General features: G+C 33.0%; 12 protein-coding genes and 2 riboswitches. Of the genes, 2 read left to right on the forward strand and 10 right to left on the reverse strand.

Annotated elements, in window-relative coordinates:
- The first annotated feature begins 237 nt into the window (after positions 1-237).
- A riboswitch (SAM riboswitch) is annotated at positions 238-349 on the forward strand.
- 112 nt (positions 350-461) lie between these two features.
- Positions 462-1,379 carry a homoserine O-acetyltransferase MetA gene (metA, locus tag ACWJJ7_RS08680; protein ID WP_462964840.1) on the forward strand — a complete coding sequence of 306 codons (918 nt, stop codon included), beginning with the start codon at positions 462-464 and terminating at the stop codon, positions 1,377-1,379.
- Between the two features lie 42 nt (positions 1,380-1,421).
- On the opposite strand, the gene ACWJJ7_RS08685 is transcribed toward metA, so the two are convergent.
- Positions 1,422-2,285, reverse strand: coding sequence for a polysaccharide deacetylase family protein (locus ACWJJ7_RS08685; protein ID WP_462964841.1), 864 nt, complete (start codon positions 2,283-2,285; stop codon positions 1,422-1,424).
- A gap of 341 nt (positions 2,286-2,626) precedes the next feature.
- Positions 2,627-2,731: riboswitch (TPP riboswitch) on the forward strand.
- 87 nt (positions 2,732-2,818) lie between these two features.
- On the opposite strand from ACWJJ7_RS08685, the gene thiT reads away from it, so the two are divergent.
- Positions 2,819-3,460: an energy-coupled thiamine transporter ThiT gene (gene thiT / locus ACWJJ7_RS08690; RefSeq protein ID WP_462964842.1), complete on the forward strand. Its 642-nt coding sequence runs from the start codon at positions 2,819-2,821 to the stop codon at positions 3,458-3,460.
- 202 nt (positions 3,461-3,662) lie between these two features.
- On the opposite strand, the gene ACWJJ7_RS08695 is transcribed toward thiT, so the two are convergent.
- The 9 genes from ACWJJ7_RS08695 to ACWJJ7_RS08735 form a co-directional block, all read right to left on the reverse strand.
- Complete coding sequence (locus ACWJJ7_RS08695; RefSeq protein ID WP_462964843.1) at positions 3,663-4,853, reverse strand: L-lactate MFS transporter; 1,191 nt, start codon at positions 4,851-4,853, stop codon at positions 3,663-3,665.
- Between the two features lie 142 nt (positions 4,854-4,995).
- Positions 4,996-5,358 (reverse strand): Na-translocating system protein MpsC family protein, encoded by a 363-nt coding sequence (locus tag ACWJJ7_RS08700; protein ID WP_165412621.1) that lies wholly within the window; start codon positions 5,356-5,358, stop codon positions 4,996-4,998.
- Positions 5,359-5,483: 125 nt separating this feature from the next.
- A complete protein-coding gene (locus tag ACWJJ7_RS08705) occupies positions 5,484-6,929 on the reverse strand; it encodes an FAD-dependent oxidoreductase (RefSeq protein ID WP_462964844.1) in 1,446 nt (481 codons plus the stop codon).
- 298 nt (positions 6,930-7,227) lie between these two features.
- Entirely contained in the window at positions 7,228-8,646 is a 1,419-nt protein-coding gene (gene hydG, locus ACWJJ7_RS08710; RefSeq protein ID WP_462964845.1) for a [FeFe] hydrogenase H-cluster radical SAM maturase HydG, read from the reverse strand.
- A 72-nt stretch (positions 8,647-8,718) separates the two neighbouring features.
- The gene (locus tag ACWJJ7_RS08715; RefSeq protein ID WP_462964965.1) at positions 8,719-8,982 is read right to left on the reverse strand and encodes a TM1266 family iron-only hydrogenase system putative regulator; all 264 of its coding nucleotides are present in this window, start codon (positions 8,980-8,982) and stop codon (positions 8,719-8,721) included.
- Positions 8,983-9,218: 236 nt separating this feature from the next.
- Positions 9,219-10,016, reverse strand: a complete 798-nt coding sequence (locus ACWJJ7_RS08720) for an alpha/beta hydrolase (protein ID WP_462964846.1) — start codon at positions 10,014-10,016, stop codon at positions 9,219-9,221.
- Between the two features lie 592 nt (positions 10,017-10,608).
- Positions 10,609-11,448 (reverse strand): HNH endonuclease signature motif containing protein, encoded by an 840-nt coding sequence (locus tag ACWJJ7_RS08725; RefSeq protein WP_462964847.1) that lies wholly within the window; start codon positions 11,446-11,448, stop codon positions 10,609-10,611.
- 208 nt (positions 11,449-11,656) lie between these two features.
- Positions 11,657-12,901, reverse strand: coding sequence for a group II intron reverse transcriptase/maturase (gene ltrA, locus ACWJJ7_RS08730; RefSeq protein WP_224578743.1), 1,245 nt, complete (start codon positions 12,899-12,901; stop codon positions 11,657-11,659).
- A 508-nt stretch (positions 12,902-13,409) separates the two neighbouring features.
- A complete protein-coding gene (locus ACWJJ7_RS08735; RefSeq protein WP_462964396.1) occupies positions 13,410-14,291 on the reverse strand; it encodes a reverse transcriptase/maturase family protein in 882 nt (293 codons plus the stop codon).
- Between the last annotated feature and the right edge of the window lie 130 nt (positions 14,292-14,421).

Below are 14,421 nucleotides of genomic sequence, written 5' to 3' on the forward strand. Positions count from 1 at the left end.
ATGTAGAATATACAAATGATAGTTCCAACTGACTTCCTCCTAAAATAAAAAAATGCTGGATAAGGCAGTTGGCTTTATCCAACCATCTTATCAAGCATATAATTATCTATATACCCTACGATGGACGGTAGCAATAGTAACACATATGTGCAATATTGTCAAAAATAAAATTAAGACATTTTTAACTATTGACAATTACTTTTATGAGTAATATACTAAGCAATAACAACTGAATACAACTTATCCAGAGCGGCAGAGGGACTGGCCCGATGATGCCCGACAACCAGCATTCTTAAGTGGAGTGCAATGGTGTCAATTCCATCAGATTATAAAATCTGAAAGATAAGGACGATAGCAAATTTTATGATACAATTTTATTGTTTATTAAAGTTAATCATGCTGCTTTCCTTATAGGAAAGCAGCTTTTTTTTAGAAAATGCCTTATTACAAGGAGGATGTAAATGCCAATAAAAATACCTGACAATCTCCCAGCATTTAAAACTTTAAATAAAGAGAACATTTTTACTATTACAGAGCACTGTTCATTTCACCAAGATATTCGGCCTTTAAAAATTGTGATTTTAAACCTTATGCCAACAAAAATCGATACTGAAACGCAAATTTTAAGACTCCTTGGGAACTCTCCACTACAGATTGATATAGTTCTTCTTCACCCAGCAAGCCATGCATGTAAAAATATATCGCAGGAACATTTAATTAAATTTTATAATACTTTTGAAGAAATAAAGAATTCTAAATTTGATGGAATGATAATAACGGGAGCCCCAATTGAAAGTGTTCCCTTTGAAGAAGTGGATTACTGGGATGAACTAAAAAAAATTATGGAATGGAGTGTTCACAATGTATACTCTACCTTACATATTTGTTGGGGTGCTCAAGCAGGACTTCATTATCATTACGGAGTGCAAAAACATAAACTTGATAGTAAAGTATTTGGAGTATTTAAACATAAAATAACAAAACAAAATGTTAAACTTTTGAGTGGATTTGACGATGAATTTTATGTTCCACATTCAAGACATACTGAAATAAGAAAAGTTGATATTGATAAAATAGATGAGCTTGAAATTTTATCAGAATCTGAGGAATCAGGAATTTACATTGTATCAGCAAAAAAGGGACGCCAAATTTTTATAACCGGGCATTCAGAGTATGATCCATTAACGTTAAAAAACGAATATGACAGGGATATAGCAAACGGATTAAATATAAATGTTCCAGAAAATTATTATCCAAAAGACGATCCATTAAAAACGCCTATCGTAAAATGGAGAGGTCACTCAAGTTTGCTTTTTTTAAACTGGTTAAATTATTATGTTTATCAGGAGACACCTTACAATTTGGTGTACCTAGAATAACATATATAAAAGCGGGCCCCTAGTAACTTAGGGACCCGACTTTTAATTTGTATTAGAAATTCGTTTTTTAAATTCTTCCCTATCATGGAATGAACTTATATATACTCTATGTAATGAAAGTATACCGTCATTTTTGGAAGACCATCTGCCGTCAGTGCTGAAAGCCATTGTGTAACCAGCTTCGCGCACGGCCTCAATTGAAGTTTTGCTGTATCCGCCATAAGGGTAGGAAAAGAATTTTATTTGTTTATTTAATATTTTTTCTAAATCTTTTTTAGATTTAACTAAAGTTTCTAGTTGTTTATCCTTAGGCATCTCTTTTAAATTTTCATGCTTTACGGTATGACTTCCTATTTCTACTCCATATTTCTCCATCTCTACAAGTTGTTTAGAAGTCAAATAGTTAGGACTTTTATCAATGCTAGCAGTAATAACAAAAATTGTTGCTTTAAAATTATATTTTTTCAAAACAGGGAACATATCCGTATAATTATCTTCATACCCATCATCAAAAGTAAGAACTACAGATTTTTCAGGTATTGGTATATCCTTAATAAGATAATCATATAAATCAGTAAGTGTAATAGTGTAATAACCATTATCTTTTAAATATTTAAATTGCTCCTCTAATTTTTTAGCAGGAAGACGGATAGGATTATCTTTTTCGTAAGCAATTGAGTGGTACATTAAAACTGGAACGCTCTTTCCTGAAGCCTTCATAACAGCAGTCTTGTCAAAAGCGGGTATCGAAGAGGTTTGAGCTGGTTCAGCCGGTTTAATGGGTTCAACTACAGTGCTTGGTATAACTGGGGCAGTTTTTTTTATTGTAGCAGTCTTAGATCTTGAACAGCCTAAAAGAGACATTAAAATAATGAGTGTAAATATTAAAAATATTTTTTTTCTCATAATAACCTCCTTGTATGTATTTTTTGGAAACACATATTATTTTTTAATCTTGATCACCTAATACAAAACCCCTTAATAATAAATTCCCTGGGTATTTTGTAACCCTAATGCTAAATTGATCACCTTACATTTATTAACTTTATACCATCCAGATTATAAAATCAATCTTTTCCGGTATTTTCTTTATTTTATTATTTCCCCCTCCGATTTGTAAATTTAAAATTAACTGCTTCCCTCACTACAATAATTGATAGGCTATGCATAAGGCTTATATATTAAATATTTAAAACCGGTTGTAAAATATAATATATTGCTATATAATTAAATGATAATAATAATAATATATGTGCTAGGGGTGCCTAATGGCTGAGATATGAATATTTAATTCATTGACCCTTATACCTGATCTGGATAATACCAGCGGAGGAAAGCGGTTATGATGTATAAGTACATTAACTATATTCCTTTTGTGAATATAGTTTTTTTTGTTTTTACCATAATACTTCTGTAGCACAATACATGGAGGCTATAAAATGACTTTTAACGAAAGAATCGCTGAAATTACAAAAACTCCCATTAATCTTTTTGCACTATTGGGAGTTCTCTTATTAATCTTTGCAGTTTTGAAAGTTAGGAAAATTAAATTTACTACGCAGATGATAACTTTAGTTGGTATATCTCTTGCATTATCTACTGTATTGCAGTTTATTACAATTCTAAAATTACCACAAGGTGGTAGAATTACTGCTGGAAGCATGGTTCCAATCATACTTGCATCTTTATTTTATGGTCCTGAAGTTGGTTTTTTAACAGGTTTTTTATTCGGAATTATTAATTTTTTAGTAGAGCCCTTCGCACTCCATCCAGTGCAAGTACTATTTGATTATCCGCTTCCTTTTATGGCTATTGGAATAGTTGGTTACTTTAGATCACGTGATACTAAGGGCATACTTATTGGCGTAGTCGTAGCAATGCTAGCTAGATTTGCATGCCATTTCATATCTGGAGTAGTGTTCTTCGGAAGCTATGCTCCAAAGGGAACTTCTGTTTATTTATACTCCCTTTTATATAACGGTTCATACCTAAGTGTGGAAACCATTATCACCTGTGTAATTATTGGACTTCTACCTTTAAAACGATTATCAAAGTTAGCTATAACCAAAGTTCTAAATTAACCTCAAAATATATCTACTACCTACTTCAGGTTTTTCTTCAACCAAAAATTATACTAATACATTATTCTGTTCATCATGAAGTTTACTGTATTATATTTAATGCTACGTAATATAATATTACGTAGCATTAAATATAATAACTTTGAAATTACTATCACTCATTTCTTAACTCTAGCCCACTAAAATCAGCAATTGTGTTAGATTATGTTTTAATCATTCTTTGAGATGAAAGAATACCCATAATACATAAACCAATTATAAAATAAAAGATATAATTATAATTCGCAAGGATATCCATTAGAAGTCCCGAAACTAACACCCCGATAATGGCTCCTATACCATATGCCGTAAACACAACACCATAATTCTCACTATAATGTTTTGTTCCATACATATCAATAGTTGAAGTAGGCGCTATAGCTAACCATCCTCCAAGATTAAACCAAAATATCGAAAACGCTATACTAAATAATGCTAAACTACCTTCATTTGCCACTAGCATTAATAATGCTGCAATAATAATTAGTGCGTAAGAAATTAGCATGGCATTTTTAGACGAGTACTTATCCGTAATCAATCCAAATATAGGTCTACCTATTCCATTAAAAACTGCAAATACGATCATTAATAAAGCTACTGTTTTGGGGGATAGCTTTATTAGTTCTACACCAACATTACTTGTCATTCCAATTAACATTAGTCCAATCATTGATCCAATCATAAAATTTACATATAGCCCTTTAAAGTTTTTTGATTTAATCATTTTAGCAGTATTCGTACCATTCATATGAATTTTTGTGCTTGAAGTTGTTTCAAGACTTTTACTTTCCACCTCAGACGGATATCTAAATGGATACGAAAGCAAAGGTATTATTACCCCAAAAGATACACCTAATATAAGGAAAGCTTTTGTTATTCCATAACTTTCTATTAAATTTCTTGCAAGTGGAGCTGTTATAAGTGGTGACAAACCAAATCCTATTAATACAATACCTACTACTAAGCCTTTTTTTTCTGGAAACCATTTTGCTACTACCGTCATCGGAGCTCCATATGCTATACCTACGCCAGCGCCAATTATTACCCCATATGTTACAGTTAAAATATATATATTTGGTGCATATGCAGATAATATCCATCCTAATGCTACAAGAAGTGCGCCCATAGAAATAATCATTCTTGGACTGTATTTTTCTAAATATTTTCCAGTTATAAACATAAAAAATGAATAAGCTGCTAAAGAAACCATGTAAGGAAAGCCACTTTGAGTAGATCCTATATTAAAAGCCTTTTCAATTGGAATCCTAAAAACACTCCATGAGTATACAGTGCCTAAGCACATCATAATTATAATTCCCAAAATCACATATATCCACCTTTGCTTAAATTTCATATTATCATTCCCTTCGTCTTTTATAATACTTCTCTAAAATTAAAATCAATAAAAAAGCCAATAACAAAAACTCCTCACTCAGAGTTATTGTTATTGGCTTACCCCTTGACTGGTCATTGACCCTTCAATGCATCTTCCATAATTATTTTATTAATCGTTCTTCAATATCTTGGTCTACAATTATAGCTATAATTTTTTCACCTGTTTTGGTACTCACATCAGAATAAGTACTTACTATATTAACATCAATTATAGATTTTATAGTTTCTTCCAAATTTTCTCTTGCATTCTCAAACAAAGCAATATTCAGTCTTTTAATTAAATCGACGCCTTCCTTGCTTTGAGCCAAGCTTTTTTCTGATTTACTTAAAAATCCTTTAAGTCTTACTAATATTAAATCTTGAAATATGATTGTCCGAATTTTTTCTGGACCTCTACCCATGTGTTCAATCTCAAATTTACTAATTGCTTCGCTTAATTTCGCTTCAATTTGTCCTTTTGTCATTGAGCTCCTCCATAAATCATATAAATAGAATCAAAGTCTTGATATAATAAATAATTTTAGCATATCAATTGATAATTGTAAATAATAATATTTAAGGTTGTATTTTGTTACTTTATCATCCTTTGCTAAGGTCTAAATTTCCTAATCAAATTTATTTCTGCTCTAACAGGTGGTTTAGAAGCACTTTTGCCTCGCACACTCACTTTATCTTCGCAAATATTCAGTTCTCTTGCTATTATACTTCTAACTTTAGATTTACAGAAATTCCCTTGGCAAGTTCCCATTCCTGCCCTTGTACGTCTTTTAATCGCATCTATAGAGTTAATTGGTATATTTCTATGAAGAGCATCTACAATCTCTGACTCTGTAACCTGCTCACATCTGCATATTATATTTTTTGCTTTATCTTCATGATTAACTGTTCCATCAAAACTATTATCCTTTTTTACTATTATTCCTTCTCTATAAGGATTAAAATTATTATTCTGTACAAGATTTATTCCTGAATTCTTAAGTATTTCTACCACCATCTCAGCAATTGCTGGCGATGATGTAAGTCCTGGAGAATCTATCCCAGCCACATTAATAAATCCTTTAACCCTGCTTTCCTCAATGATAAAATCCCCCGTATTGCTACTAGCCCTTATCCCTGAAAAAGTAGTTAATGCGCCTCGCACATTAAAATCAGGTATGGACTTTCTAGCCGCCATAATGACATATTTTAAAGTTTCAGCGGTAGTTGACACATCATCTCCATTACTCACTTCTTCTGCATTAGGTCCTATCATAAAATTGCCATGATAAGTGGTAGCTACTAATATCCCTTTCCCTTTTTCTGTAGGCACTTGAAAAATAACAGTATTTACAAGGTGACCTTGATCTTTTCCCATTAAAATATATTGACCTCTCTTTGGTGTTATTTTAAAATCATAAATCCCTACCATGTTAGATATATTATCACTATGCATCCCAGCAGCATTTATAATATATCTTGCTTGAATATCCTCCTTGTTAGTATGTACAATAAACTTATCTTCTAATTTTTCTATGGATATTACTTCATTTTCAAGCTTAAGTTCTACCCCATTAGTTATAGCATTTTCTACTAATGCAATTGTAAATTCATAAGGAGACGCTACCCCTACGCTTTTAGCATAAAGTGCTACACTTACTTCACTATTTAAGTGTGGCTCTATTTCTTTTAGTCTCTCTCCTCTTATCACCTCTAAATCATTGCACCCTAATTTTAGACCATTTTCATAAAGCTCAGTAATTTTCGCCTCGTCACCTTCATTAAATCCAATCACTAAAGCTCCTGTTTGTCTGTATCCAAAATTTAATTCTTTCTCAAGACTTCTATACATTTTGTTTCCTTTTCCGCATAATTGCCCTTTTAATGTACCGTGCTTTGCAGCATACCCACCATGAACTATGCCACTATTTGCTTTTGATGCTTTAGTTGCAACATCATCTTCTTTTTCTAAAACACCTATTTTTAGATTATATCTTGAAAGTTCCCTTGCTATAGCTGCTCCTACTACTCCTGCTCCTATAATAATTACATCATACATAAATATCCCCTCTCAACATACATTAATATTTAAAACCTTTTAATATTTAATCTTTGTTAATATCTATTATAATATAATTATTTACATTATAATAGATATTTCCAATGAATTCGTTTTCTTTTATATTTCAAATCCTTACAAAATCCCTATAATTGTTTAGTACTATAATCCTATAGTATATAAAATGCTATATATGAATTCTTATACTGATGGTTCAGACTTACTAATAGAAATACCTGTATAGACCCATAACATTAAAAAAGATATAGCAAAACTTTGCTATATCTTTTTTGTAATATTAGAAACGGAAATCTCGCTTTCCTTCCTTAAGCTCTTTTAAATGCTCTATTGCAATTGCACGAACCTTTTCATTTTGTATATTAGGAATCTCATTTTCAATTACCATTTCGCCCTTTTTCTTGGTATCAAGTGAAGCATAATCCTCTAAATATTCTTTAAGTGTCATTAGTGCATTTGGCTGACAGCAGTTTCCAATTTGACCTGACTTTACAAGGCTCATAAAACGGTCACCTGTGCGTCCTTCTCTATAACAGGCGGTGCAAAAGCTTGGAATATACCCAAATTCCAAAAGCCAGTTTACAATCTCATCCAATTTTCGGGTATCGGTTACTTCAAATTGCTTCGAGTTATCTTCTTCCGTTTCATTCTGCGAATATCCGCCAACACTGGTGCATGAGCCTCCGCTTACCTGAGATATTCCCAGTTCCAGCACACGCTCACGAGTTATTTTCGATTCACGGGTGGAAACAATCATGCCAGTGTATGGAACAGCGATACGAATAATAGCCACAATTTTTTCGAACATCTCATCTGAGATTGAATTTGAAAACGCATTTGGGTCAATATCATCAGCAGGGCAAATGCGTGGAACACTAATTGTATGTGGACCCACACCCATAGATGCCTCTAAATGCTCTGCATGCATGAGTAGTCCAACAAAGTCATAACGGTACATATTTAAACCGAATAAAACTCCGATTCCAACATCATCAATACCGCCTTCCATGGCACGATCCATAGCTTCAGTATGATATGCATAATTGTGTTTCGGTCCTGTTGGGTGCAACTCCTCATAACTTTTTTTGTTATAAGTTTCCTGGAAAAGTATGTAGGTACCTATGCCCGCATCCTTAAGTTTCTTATATTCTTCCACTGTAGTTGCAGCAATATTGACATTGACGCGTCGGATATCTCCATTTTTATGCTTAATACTATAAATGGTCTTTATACTTTCAAGGATATATTCAATTGGATTGTTCACAGGGTCTTCTCCTGATTCTAAAGCCAATCGCTTGTGTCCCATATCCTGAAGTGCTATAACCTCTTGCGCTATTTCTTCTTGCGTAAGTTTTTTACGGGATATTGTTTTATTTTTAGCGTGATATGGACAATATACGCAACCATTTACGCAATAGTTCGAAAGATATAGTGGAGCAAAAATAACAATACGATTACCATAAAACTTCTGCTTAATCTCTTTTGCCAGTTTGAACATTTTTTCTTTTTCATCTTCCAAATCACATTCAAGAAGTACTGCTGCCTCCCTATGTGTTAGACCCTTACAGTCTTTTGCACGTTCTATCAGACTATCAATTAGCTCACGATTCCTTTTATTTTCTCGAGCATAAGCAAGGGTAGATAGAATTTCATCGTCATCAATAAACTCAGTTGCATTTTTAGACTTATTATCATACATAGCATAAACTCCTTTTATTATTTATTATTTATAAATTTTCAAACTCTTTTAATCCTTAATTTAATCATCCTTTTACTGCTTCGCTATAGGTGGCGCCTTAGAATAAATCGTTTTTATGTTTACATTTGGTAGCATTCCAAGCTTACCTGACAGGGCACTGATAACATCATTCGGCGCATCCACAACGATACTTATTACCGAAATATTGCGTTTCAGATATGGTACTCCCATTCTTCCTACTATGTATTCTCTGTATTCGTGTAGAATAGAGTTAAGCTTTGGAGCCGCATCTGTGTTTTCAACGATAATTCCAATTAGAGCAATTCTTGTTTCCATTGGCAACATCCTTTCTTTTAAACAATTAAAAAAACCCCTGCACCCGAAAAGGCACAAGGATAGTACGTTAAAACCAAAGGTACAACCAATAAAGGTATGTTCTTTGGAATATACCAACTATTCTCTCGCCTTCTCATTCGGGACGAACCCTCGTGCATTCAGAACGATAACTTTGTTAATTTAAAATCAATCTAACCGTACCACTCCTGATAGTAAAAAGCAATACAACAATTTATTTACTTATTTTTAACTGCCCATCTGATTCCTTTTTCAATATATTCATTCCAAAAATCCCATGTATGGCTGCCACGACTTTCTACATATGTTACATCTATATTTTCTGAAATTAAAAAATCACGATATTTATGATTTACATCTAACAGAAAGTCGTTTGTACCGCACGCCATATATATTTTAGGAATTGGAGCATTTTTCTTCTTCAATTTAATAATAAGCGCCTCTGGATCTTTATCACTACCCAAAAGTTGATTCAGATCACCAAATACTCTAGTATAAAATTTATAGTCACGAACTTCGTCCTTAAAATCACTAGAAGCTCCAGCAATATTGTATGTAACTATAGCAGAAGATAATGCAATTATACGGCTAAAGTTGTCACAATATTTTAATCCATTTCGAATTGCTCCATATCCACCCATAGATAACCCACCTATAAATGTATCTTCTCTTTTCCTTGATAACGGAAATATCCTGCGTGTAAATTCCACTAAATCATTTCCAACGAATTCACCAAACAATTCGCCTTTATCAACATCGTCTAAATAAAAATTATTTTCTCCAGAGGGCATAAACACTGCGATATTGTGTCTTAAAGATAGTTCCTCAATTTTACTACTACAAACCCAATCAGTGTAATTTCCAGTTAACCCATGCAAGAGATACAGCGCTTTCATTGGTTTTTTCTTAATTATTTCTTGCTCTGGTATTTCCATTGTATCAATTGGTATAAGAGCATTGAAAGTAACATCTCTTTTTAAGGCTTTTGAAGCAAATCTCACTTGTAAAAATGCCATTTTTTATTCCCTCCTCTAAGGTATTTTTAGCATTAGTATAATACTATATACACTATATTTCGAATAGTTCTTCTCCCTGGCTTTCCCTATTTTTGCTTTATGCTTCATTAAATTATCTCCTGCGGAGCTGAAACAGCTTCACAGAAGCTGCATTGACGACTTCAGAAGGATATTTATACTCCCACTGGAGTTTTCTGTTTGTTAATGTATGTAGCTCCCACTTATATAAGTGGGACTTCCTTCTAAAATGTCGTTAAAATAGGACTCACTGTCTTATGACTGTTTTTTACGCAAATCGTTTCTGTTTTTATATTTTTCATCCAAAAAAATTTTATCTACAAACGTAAATAATAATGAAGGTACCAACACATACGGGATTATTGTGTATAAATCGATAATTGAATGTTTTAAAAAATATTGACCAACTTTTCGAAGCTCAATACCATTCACTGCTGGGTTACCATGAGAATAGGTAAAGCTCCGATATTTTTACCTCGGCCTTTTCCCCTCTCCCAAACTGTACGGGCGACTTTCATCGCATACAGCTTTCCAACGTTTCTATGAATTTCCAACATATTTATATTGCTTATTTCTAAGCTACTAAATCAATCAATTCTTTAACTCTTTTATGAAATTTTTTATTTACTATTGTTAATAGTCTTTCGGGAGTTTTACTATGTAGTATCCTATGTTCTTCTACACTTAATACACACAAGTTATCAAACGCATCTTTGCCGTTTTTACCACGTGGTGTTTTATGGTGACAATGATATTCTTCAACAGACACAAAATCGCCCGACAAATAGCTTTTACCTTTGCAACTACTATATTTGCTAATTCTAAACTCACAATACTTACTGCTCTCATTTGACCACTTCGCATTTTCTACTAGATATTTTATATCTTCCAGTGAAACTCCAGGTTTATGATTTTTCTTTTCTCCATAATCATATGGGTTAGGCCTAGTTACTTTACCTCTAATAGCATGTGTTAGATTACTATCCCAATTAGCCCAACCTATCTGCACTATAGGAATTTTACTACTTCCATACAAATAGTATCCAGTTTTACCCCAACTATTATATTTTCCATTCATAAAGTTATCCTTAAATTCTTGATTAGTTGTAAATGTAGTTTTATCCTCCATTGTGTTATAAAATTTCTTGTAAATCCGCCATCCTAGCTCTCCAAAGCTTTCGTTAAATTCATTCATCCCTCTAAAATAGTTATGTAACCCTATTATATAGATATTCCAAGCCATTATGTTTTCATATTTAGGTTCTTTCTTAATCTTACTCAACTTTTTTCTACATTCATTAACAATTATATCTGCTTTATCTTCTGGTAAGTCATTGACACAATGCATATTTCTAGTCTTATTATATTTATTATTCACTTTCCTTAAACTAAAGTTATATACTAGATATTTCATTTTATCATTATTCAAATCATATATTTTCGTCTTATTTTGATTGATTTTCAATTTCAAGTTCTTTGTTAAGTACCTATTTACGCTATATTTAAATTTTTCAGCGTGATATTTACTTTCACAAAGTATAAGTAAGTAAGTAAACCAAGGGAACTTCACCCTTAGTTTCTCTCAGAACCGTACGTGAACCTCTCAGCTCATACGGCTCCCATCATTCAGTCGTTGGTAATATTCCCATTTTCCAGTGTGCAAACAAATTTCTATCTCTTTTCGCAATACTTCCCAACCAATATTCTGCTCTTCGTTTATGTTTTCGTTTCTTATACTTTCTTCGAACCCATTTTACTAAAGCATTATTGATATATCTTAATACTGAATACATTTCCGTTTTATAGAAATGTGTATAATAGTTAATCCACCCCTGTATCTTTTTATTAAACATACTTGATATATCCCACAAGTCTTTATCTACCTTCAACTGTACTCTCCAACTTCTTACTTCTTTCCTAATTCTTTTCTTTGCATTATCTGCTATCGCTGGTAAGAAACTTGTAAAATACTTTCCATATTTACTTTTTGCGCCTCTAGGCTTAAATGTATACCCTAGGAAGTCAAATGATATATTTGGATAATCTCCCTTTCTATCATCATCTTTACAGTATACAATCTTTGTTTTATCAAGGTTCAGTTGCAATCCGTATTCTTCGAACCTTTCTTGCAACCGTCTTTGTAGATATTTAGCCTGTTTTAGGGATACACAGTGTGCTATTCCATCATCTGCGTATCTTGCCCACGGAATTGTTTTGAATTCTTTTGTTATAAAATCATCAAACACATAATGTAAAAACAGATTCGCAAGTACTGGACTTATGACACCCCCTTGCGGAGTTCCAGAGATTCTTGGCACTAGTTTTCCCGTTTCCATTTGAAATGGTGCAGTTAACCACCTTTGAATATATAGAATAATCCATTCTTCATTTGTATGTTTTTTTACCATTTTAATTAAAATGTCATGTTTGATATTATCAAATAGTCCCTTTATATCAAATTCAAGGACCCAATCTTTCCTCCAACACCTTTTTCTTGTAACATCAAGTGCCTGTATTGCAGATTTATTAGGTCTATATCCGTAGGAATCCTCATAAAACATAGTCTCTACTTCTGGTTCAAAGTATAGTTTAACTAGCATTTGTGCAATTCTATCCTCAACAGTCGGTATCCCTAGTAATCTAGTTCCTCCACTTTTCTTTGGAATTGCAACTGCTTTTACAGGTTGGGGAAAGTAACTTCCTGATGACATCCTATTCCAGATTTTATATAGATTATTTTTCAAGTTCTTTTCAAAATCTTCAATTGACTGTCCATCAACTCCATATGTTCCCTTGTTTGCTTTCACCTTTTCGTAAGCTGTAACTACAGCTCTTTTAGAAATATTAAACGGCTTTGTTTCCATCATAAGCTCCTCCTCCTTTTCAAAGTTGACTTATTTCTGAAACTGAATAACTTGAAGTCCTTTGCTCCACTTCCATTACAGAAGTTTCTTCACTACTACGACCCAATCTGCCCCTATGCTTGCATCGATACTCTTTTCTCACAGTTCTTCTGCTTGAAATACTCTCTTAACATCAAGCCGTAGGTTCCCACGTTCCATACAAATGCCCATACTAAAGTCATGCCACCTTTATGCCGCCCACCGCCTAGCCAGTAAACAGGTTTCCTCTAGGCTTATCCCAAGTTAACGACTACCCCCTGGTTTTGATGGAGTCTCTACGCTTTCGACATTTTCGTAAGTGATTCACATGCTCGTTCATCTCTTTAGTACATACTTGACAGATTTACCTCTGCCTTTTCCTTAACGCTAAGCACCATAACTTTTGATTACAGCACCTTAAGGTAGTTTGAAATCTCCACCTGCATGGCGATTTCGGAGGACCTTCCTCCATCATCTGTATAGCACAGCTATATTAATCAACTCTTGCGAGTTGATTACCACGCTTTCGTGGCGCACTATCGTCAGCATATCTTACATGAATACCAATTTTCAAATTAGTATATCTCATATTTCTTCTACAGTTACCATTACTATTAACAAACTTTTTCGTACTCTTATCATGCCAATCATCACCTTGGTCTCTTAACCAAACGTCAAATCTATGCAAATAAATATTAGATAGTAAAGGTCCTAATATACTTCCTTGTGCACTTCCTTTAGGGTCATATATCTTACACCCTTTTTCAAAGTATCCTTTTTTAATGAAACGATATATATAATTCAAAATCACTTTATCTTTAATACCGATACTCCATAACTCTCTATACATTACATCAGCATCTAATGTTCCAAAATAGTCTTCCATATCAACTGATAATACATAAGGCATAGTTGTGCATTGATTTTTAACTTTAGCTATTGCATTATGTGTAGATACTTGCTCCCTAAATCCAAATGAACTAGGAACAAATTTAGTTTCGCAGTACGGTTCTAGAACTAATTGTATACATTTCTCAACTAGTTTGTCCCACACACTGCAAATACCTATTGGTCTTCTCTTTCCATTCCCCTTAGGAATATACACACGTTTTACATAATCCATTTTCTTGTTATATAGTCTCTCTCTAACTATTACTGCTAGTTCACAAAAACATCGTTCCGTTAAAGTATCATAGTTTGAGCCATCAGGGCCTTTTGTCATACGACCTTTACTTTTCCCTAATTGTCTTACTGCTAACATAACATTCTCTTCCGAGCAAACTAATTCGTGCAGTTTACGCATATCTATTCTATTATTCTGGAAATTTTCAAATCTTTTTTTCATATCTACATAATAAATATTGTTTGTACTCATAGGAGTCTCCACCTCCTTTCTGTACGAATAGTCTCTTTCATCTAATTTGGCGAATTAGAATTTACAAAAATAATTTTATACACTAAAACGTCTAAGGCCCTTTCCTTTACCACATTTCTTAATATGATAT

This window comes from Clostridium sp. CM042 (assembly GCF_055080995.1).

What these genes read in the sequence shown, in the direction of transcription:
- ACWJJ7_RS08705 (WP_462964844.1), bottom strand. Translation starts at nt 6,929, where the DNA reads ATGTATGATGTAATTATTATAGGAGCAGGAGTAGTAGGAGCAGCTATA.
- thiT (WP_462964842.1), top strand. Translation starts at nt 2,819, where the DNA reads ATGACTTTTAACGAAAGAATCGCTGAAATTACAAAAACTCCCATTAAT.
- ltrA (WP_224578743.1), bottom strand. Translation starts at nt 12,901, where the DNA reads ATGATGGAAACAAAGCCGTTTAATATTTCTAAAAGAGCTGTAGTTACA.
- metA (WP_462964840.1), top strand. Translation starts at nt 462, where the DNA reads ATGCCAATAAAAATACCTGACAATCTCCCAGCATTTAAAACTTTAAAT.
- ACWJJ7_RS08685 (WP_462964841.1), bottom strand. Translation starts at nt 2,285, where the DNA reads ATGAGAAAAAAAATATTTTTAATATTTACACTCATTATTTTAATGTCT.
- hydG (WP_462964845.1), bottom strand. Translation starts at nt 8,646, where the DNA reads ATGTATGATAATAAGTCTAAAAATGCAACTGAGTTTATTGATGACGAT.
- ACWJJ7_RS08695 (WP_462964843.1), bottom strand. Translation starts at nt 4,853, where the DNA reads ATGAAATTTAAGCAAAGGTGGATATATGTGATTTTGGGAATTATAATT.
- ACWJJ7_RS08700 (WP_165412621.1), bottom strand. Translation starts at nt 5,358, where the DNA reads ATGACAAAAGGACAAATTGAAGCGAAATTAAGCGAAGCAATTAGTAAA.
- ACWJJ7_RS08720 (WP_462964846.1), bottom strand. Translation starts at nt 10,016, where the DNA reads ATGGCATTTTTACAAGTGAGATTTGCTTCAAAAGCCTTAAAAAGAGAT.
- ACWJJ7_RS08735 (WP_462964396.1), bottom strand. Translation starts at nt 14,291, where the DNA reads ATGAGTACAAACAATATTTATTATGTAGATATGAAAAAAAGATTTGAA.
- ACWJJ7_RS08725 (WP_462964847.1), bottom strand. Translation starts at nt 11,448, where the DNA reads ATGAAATATCTAGTATATAACTTTAGTTTAAGGAAAGTGAATAATAAA.
- ACWJJ7_RS08715 (WP_462964965.1), bottom strand. Translation starts at nt 8,982, where the DNA reads ATGGAAACAAGAATTGCTCTAATTGGAATTATCGTTGAAAACACAGAT.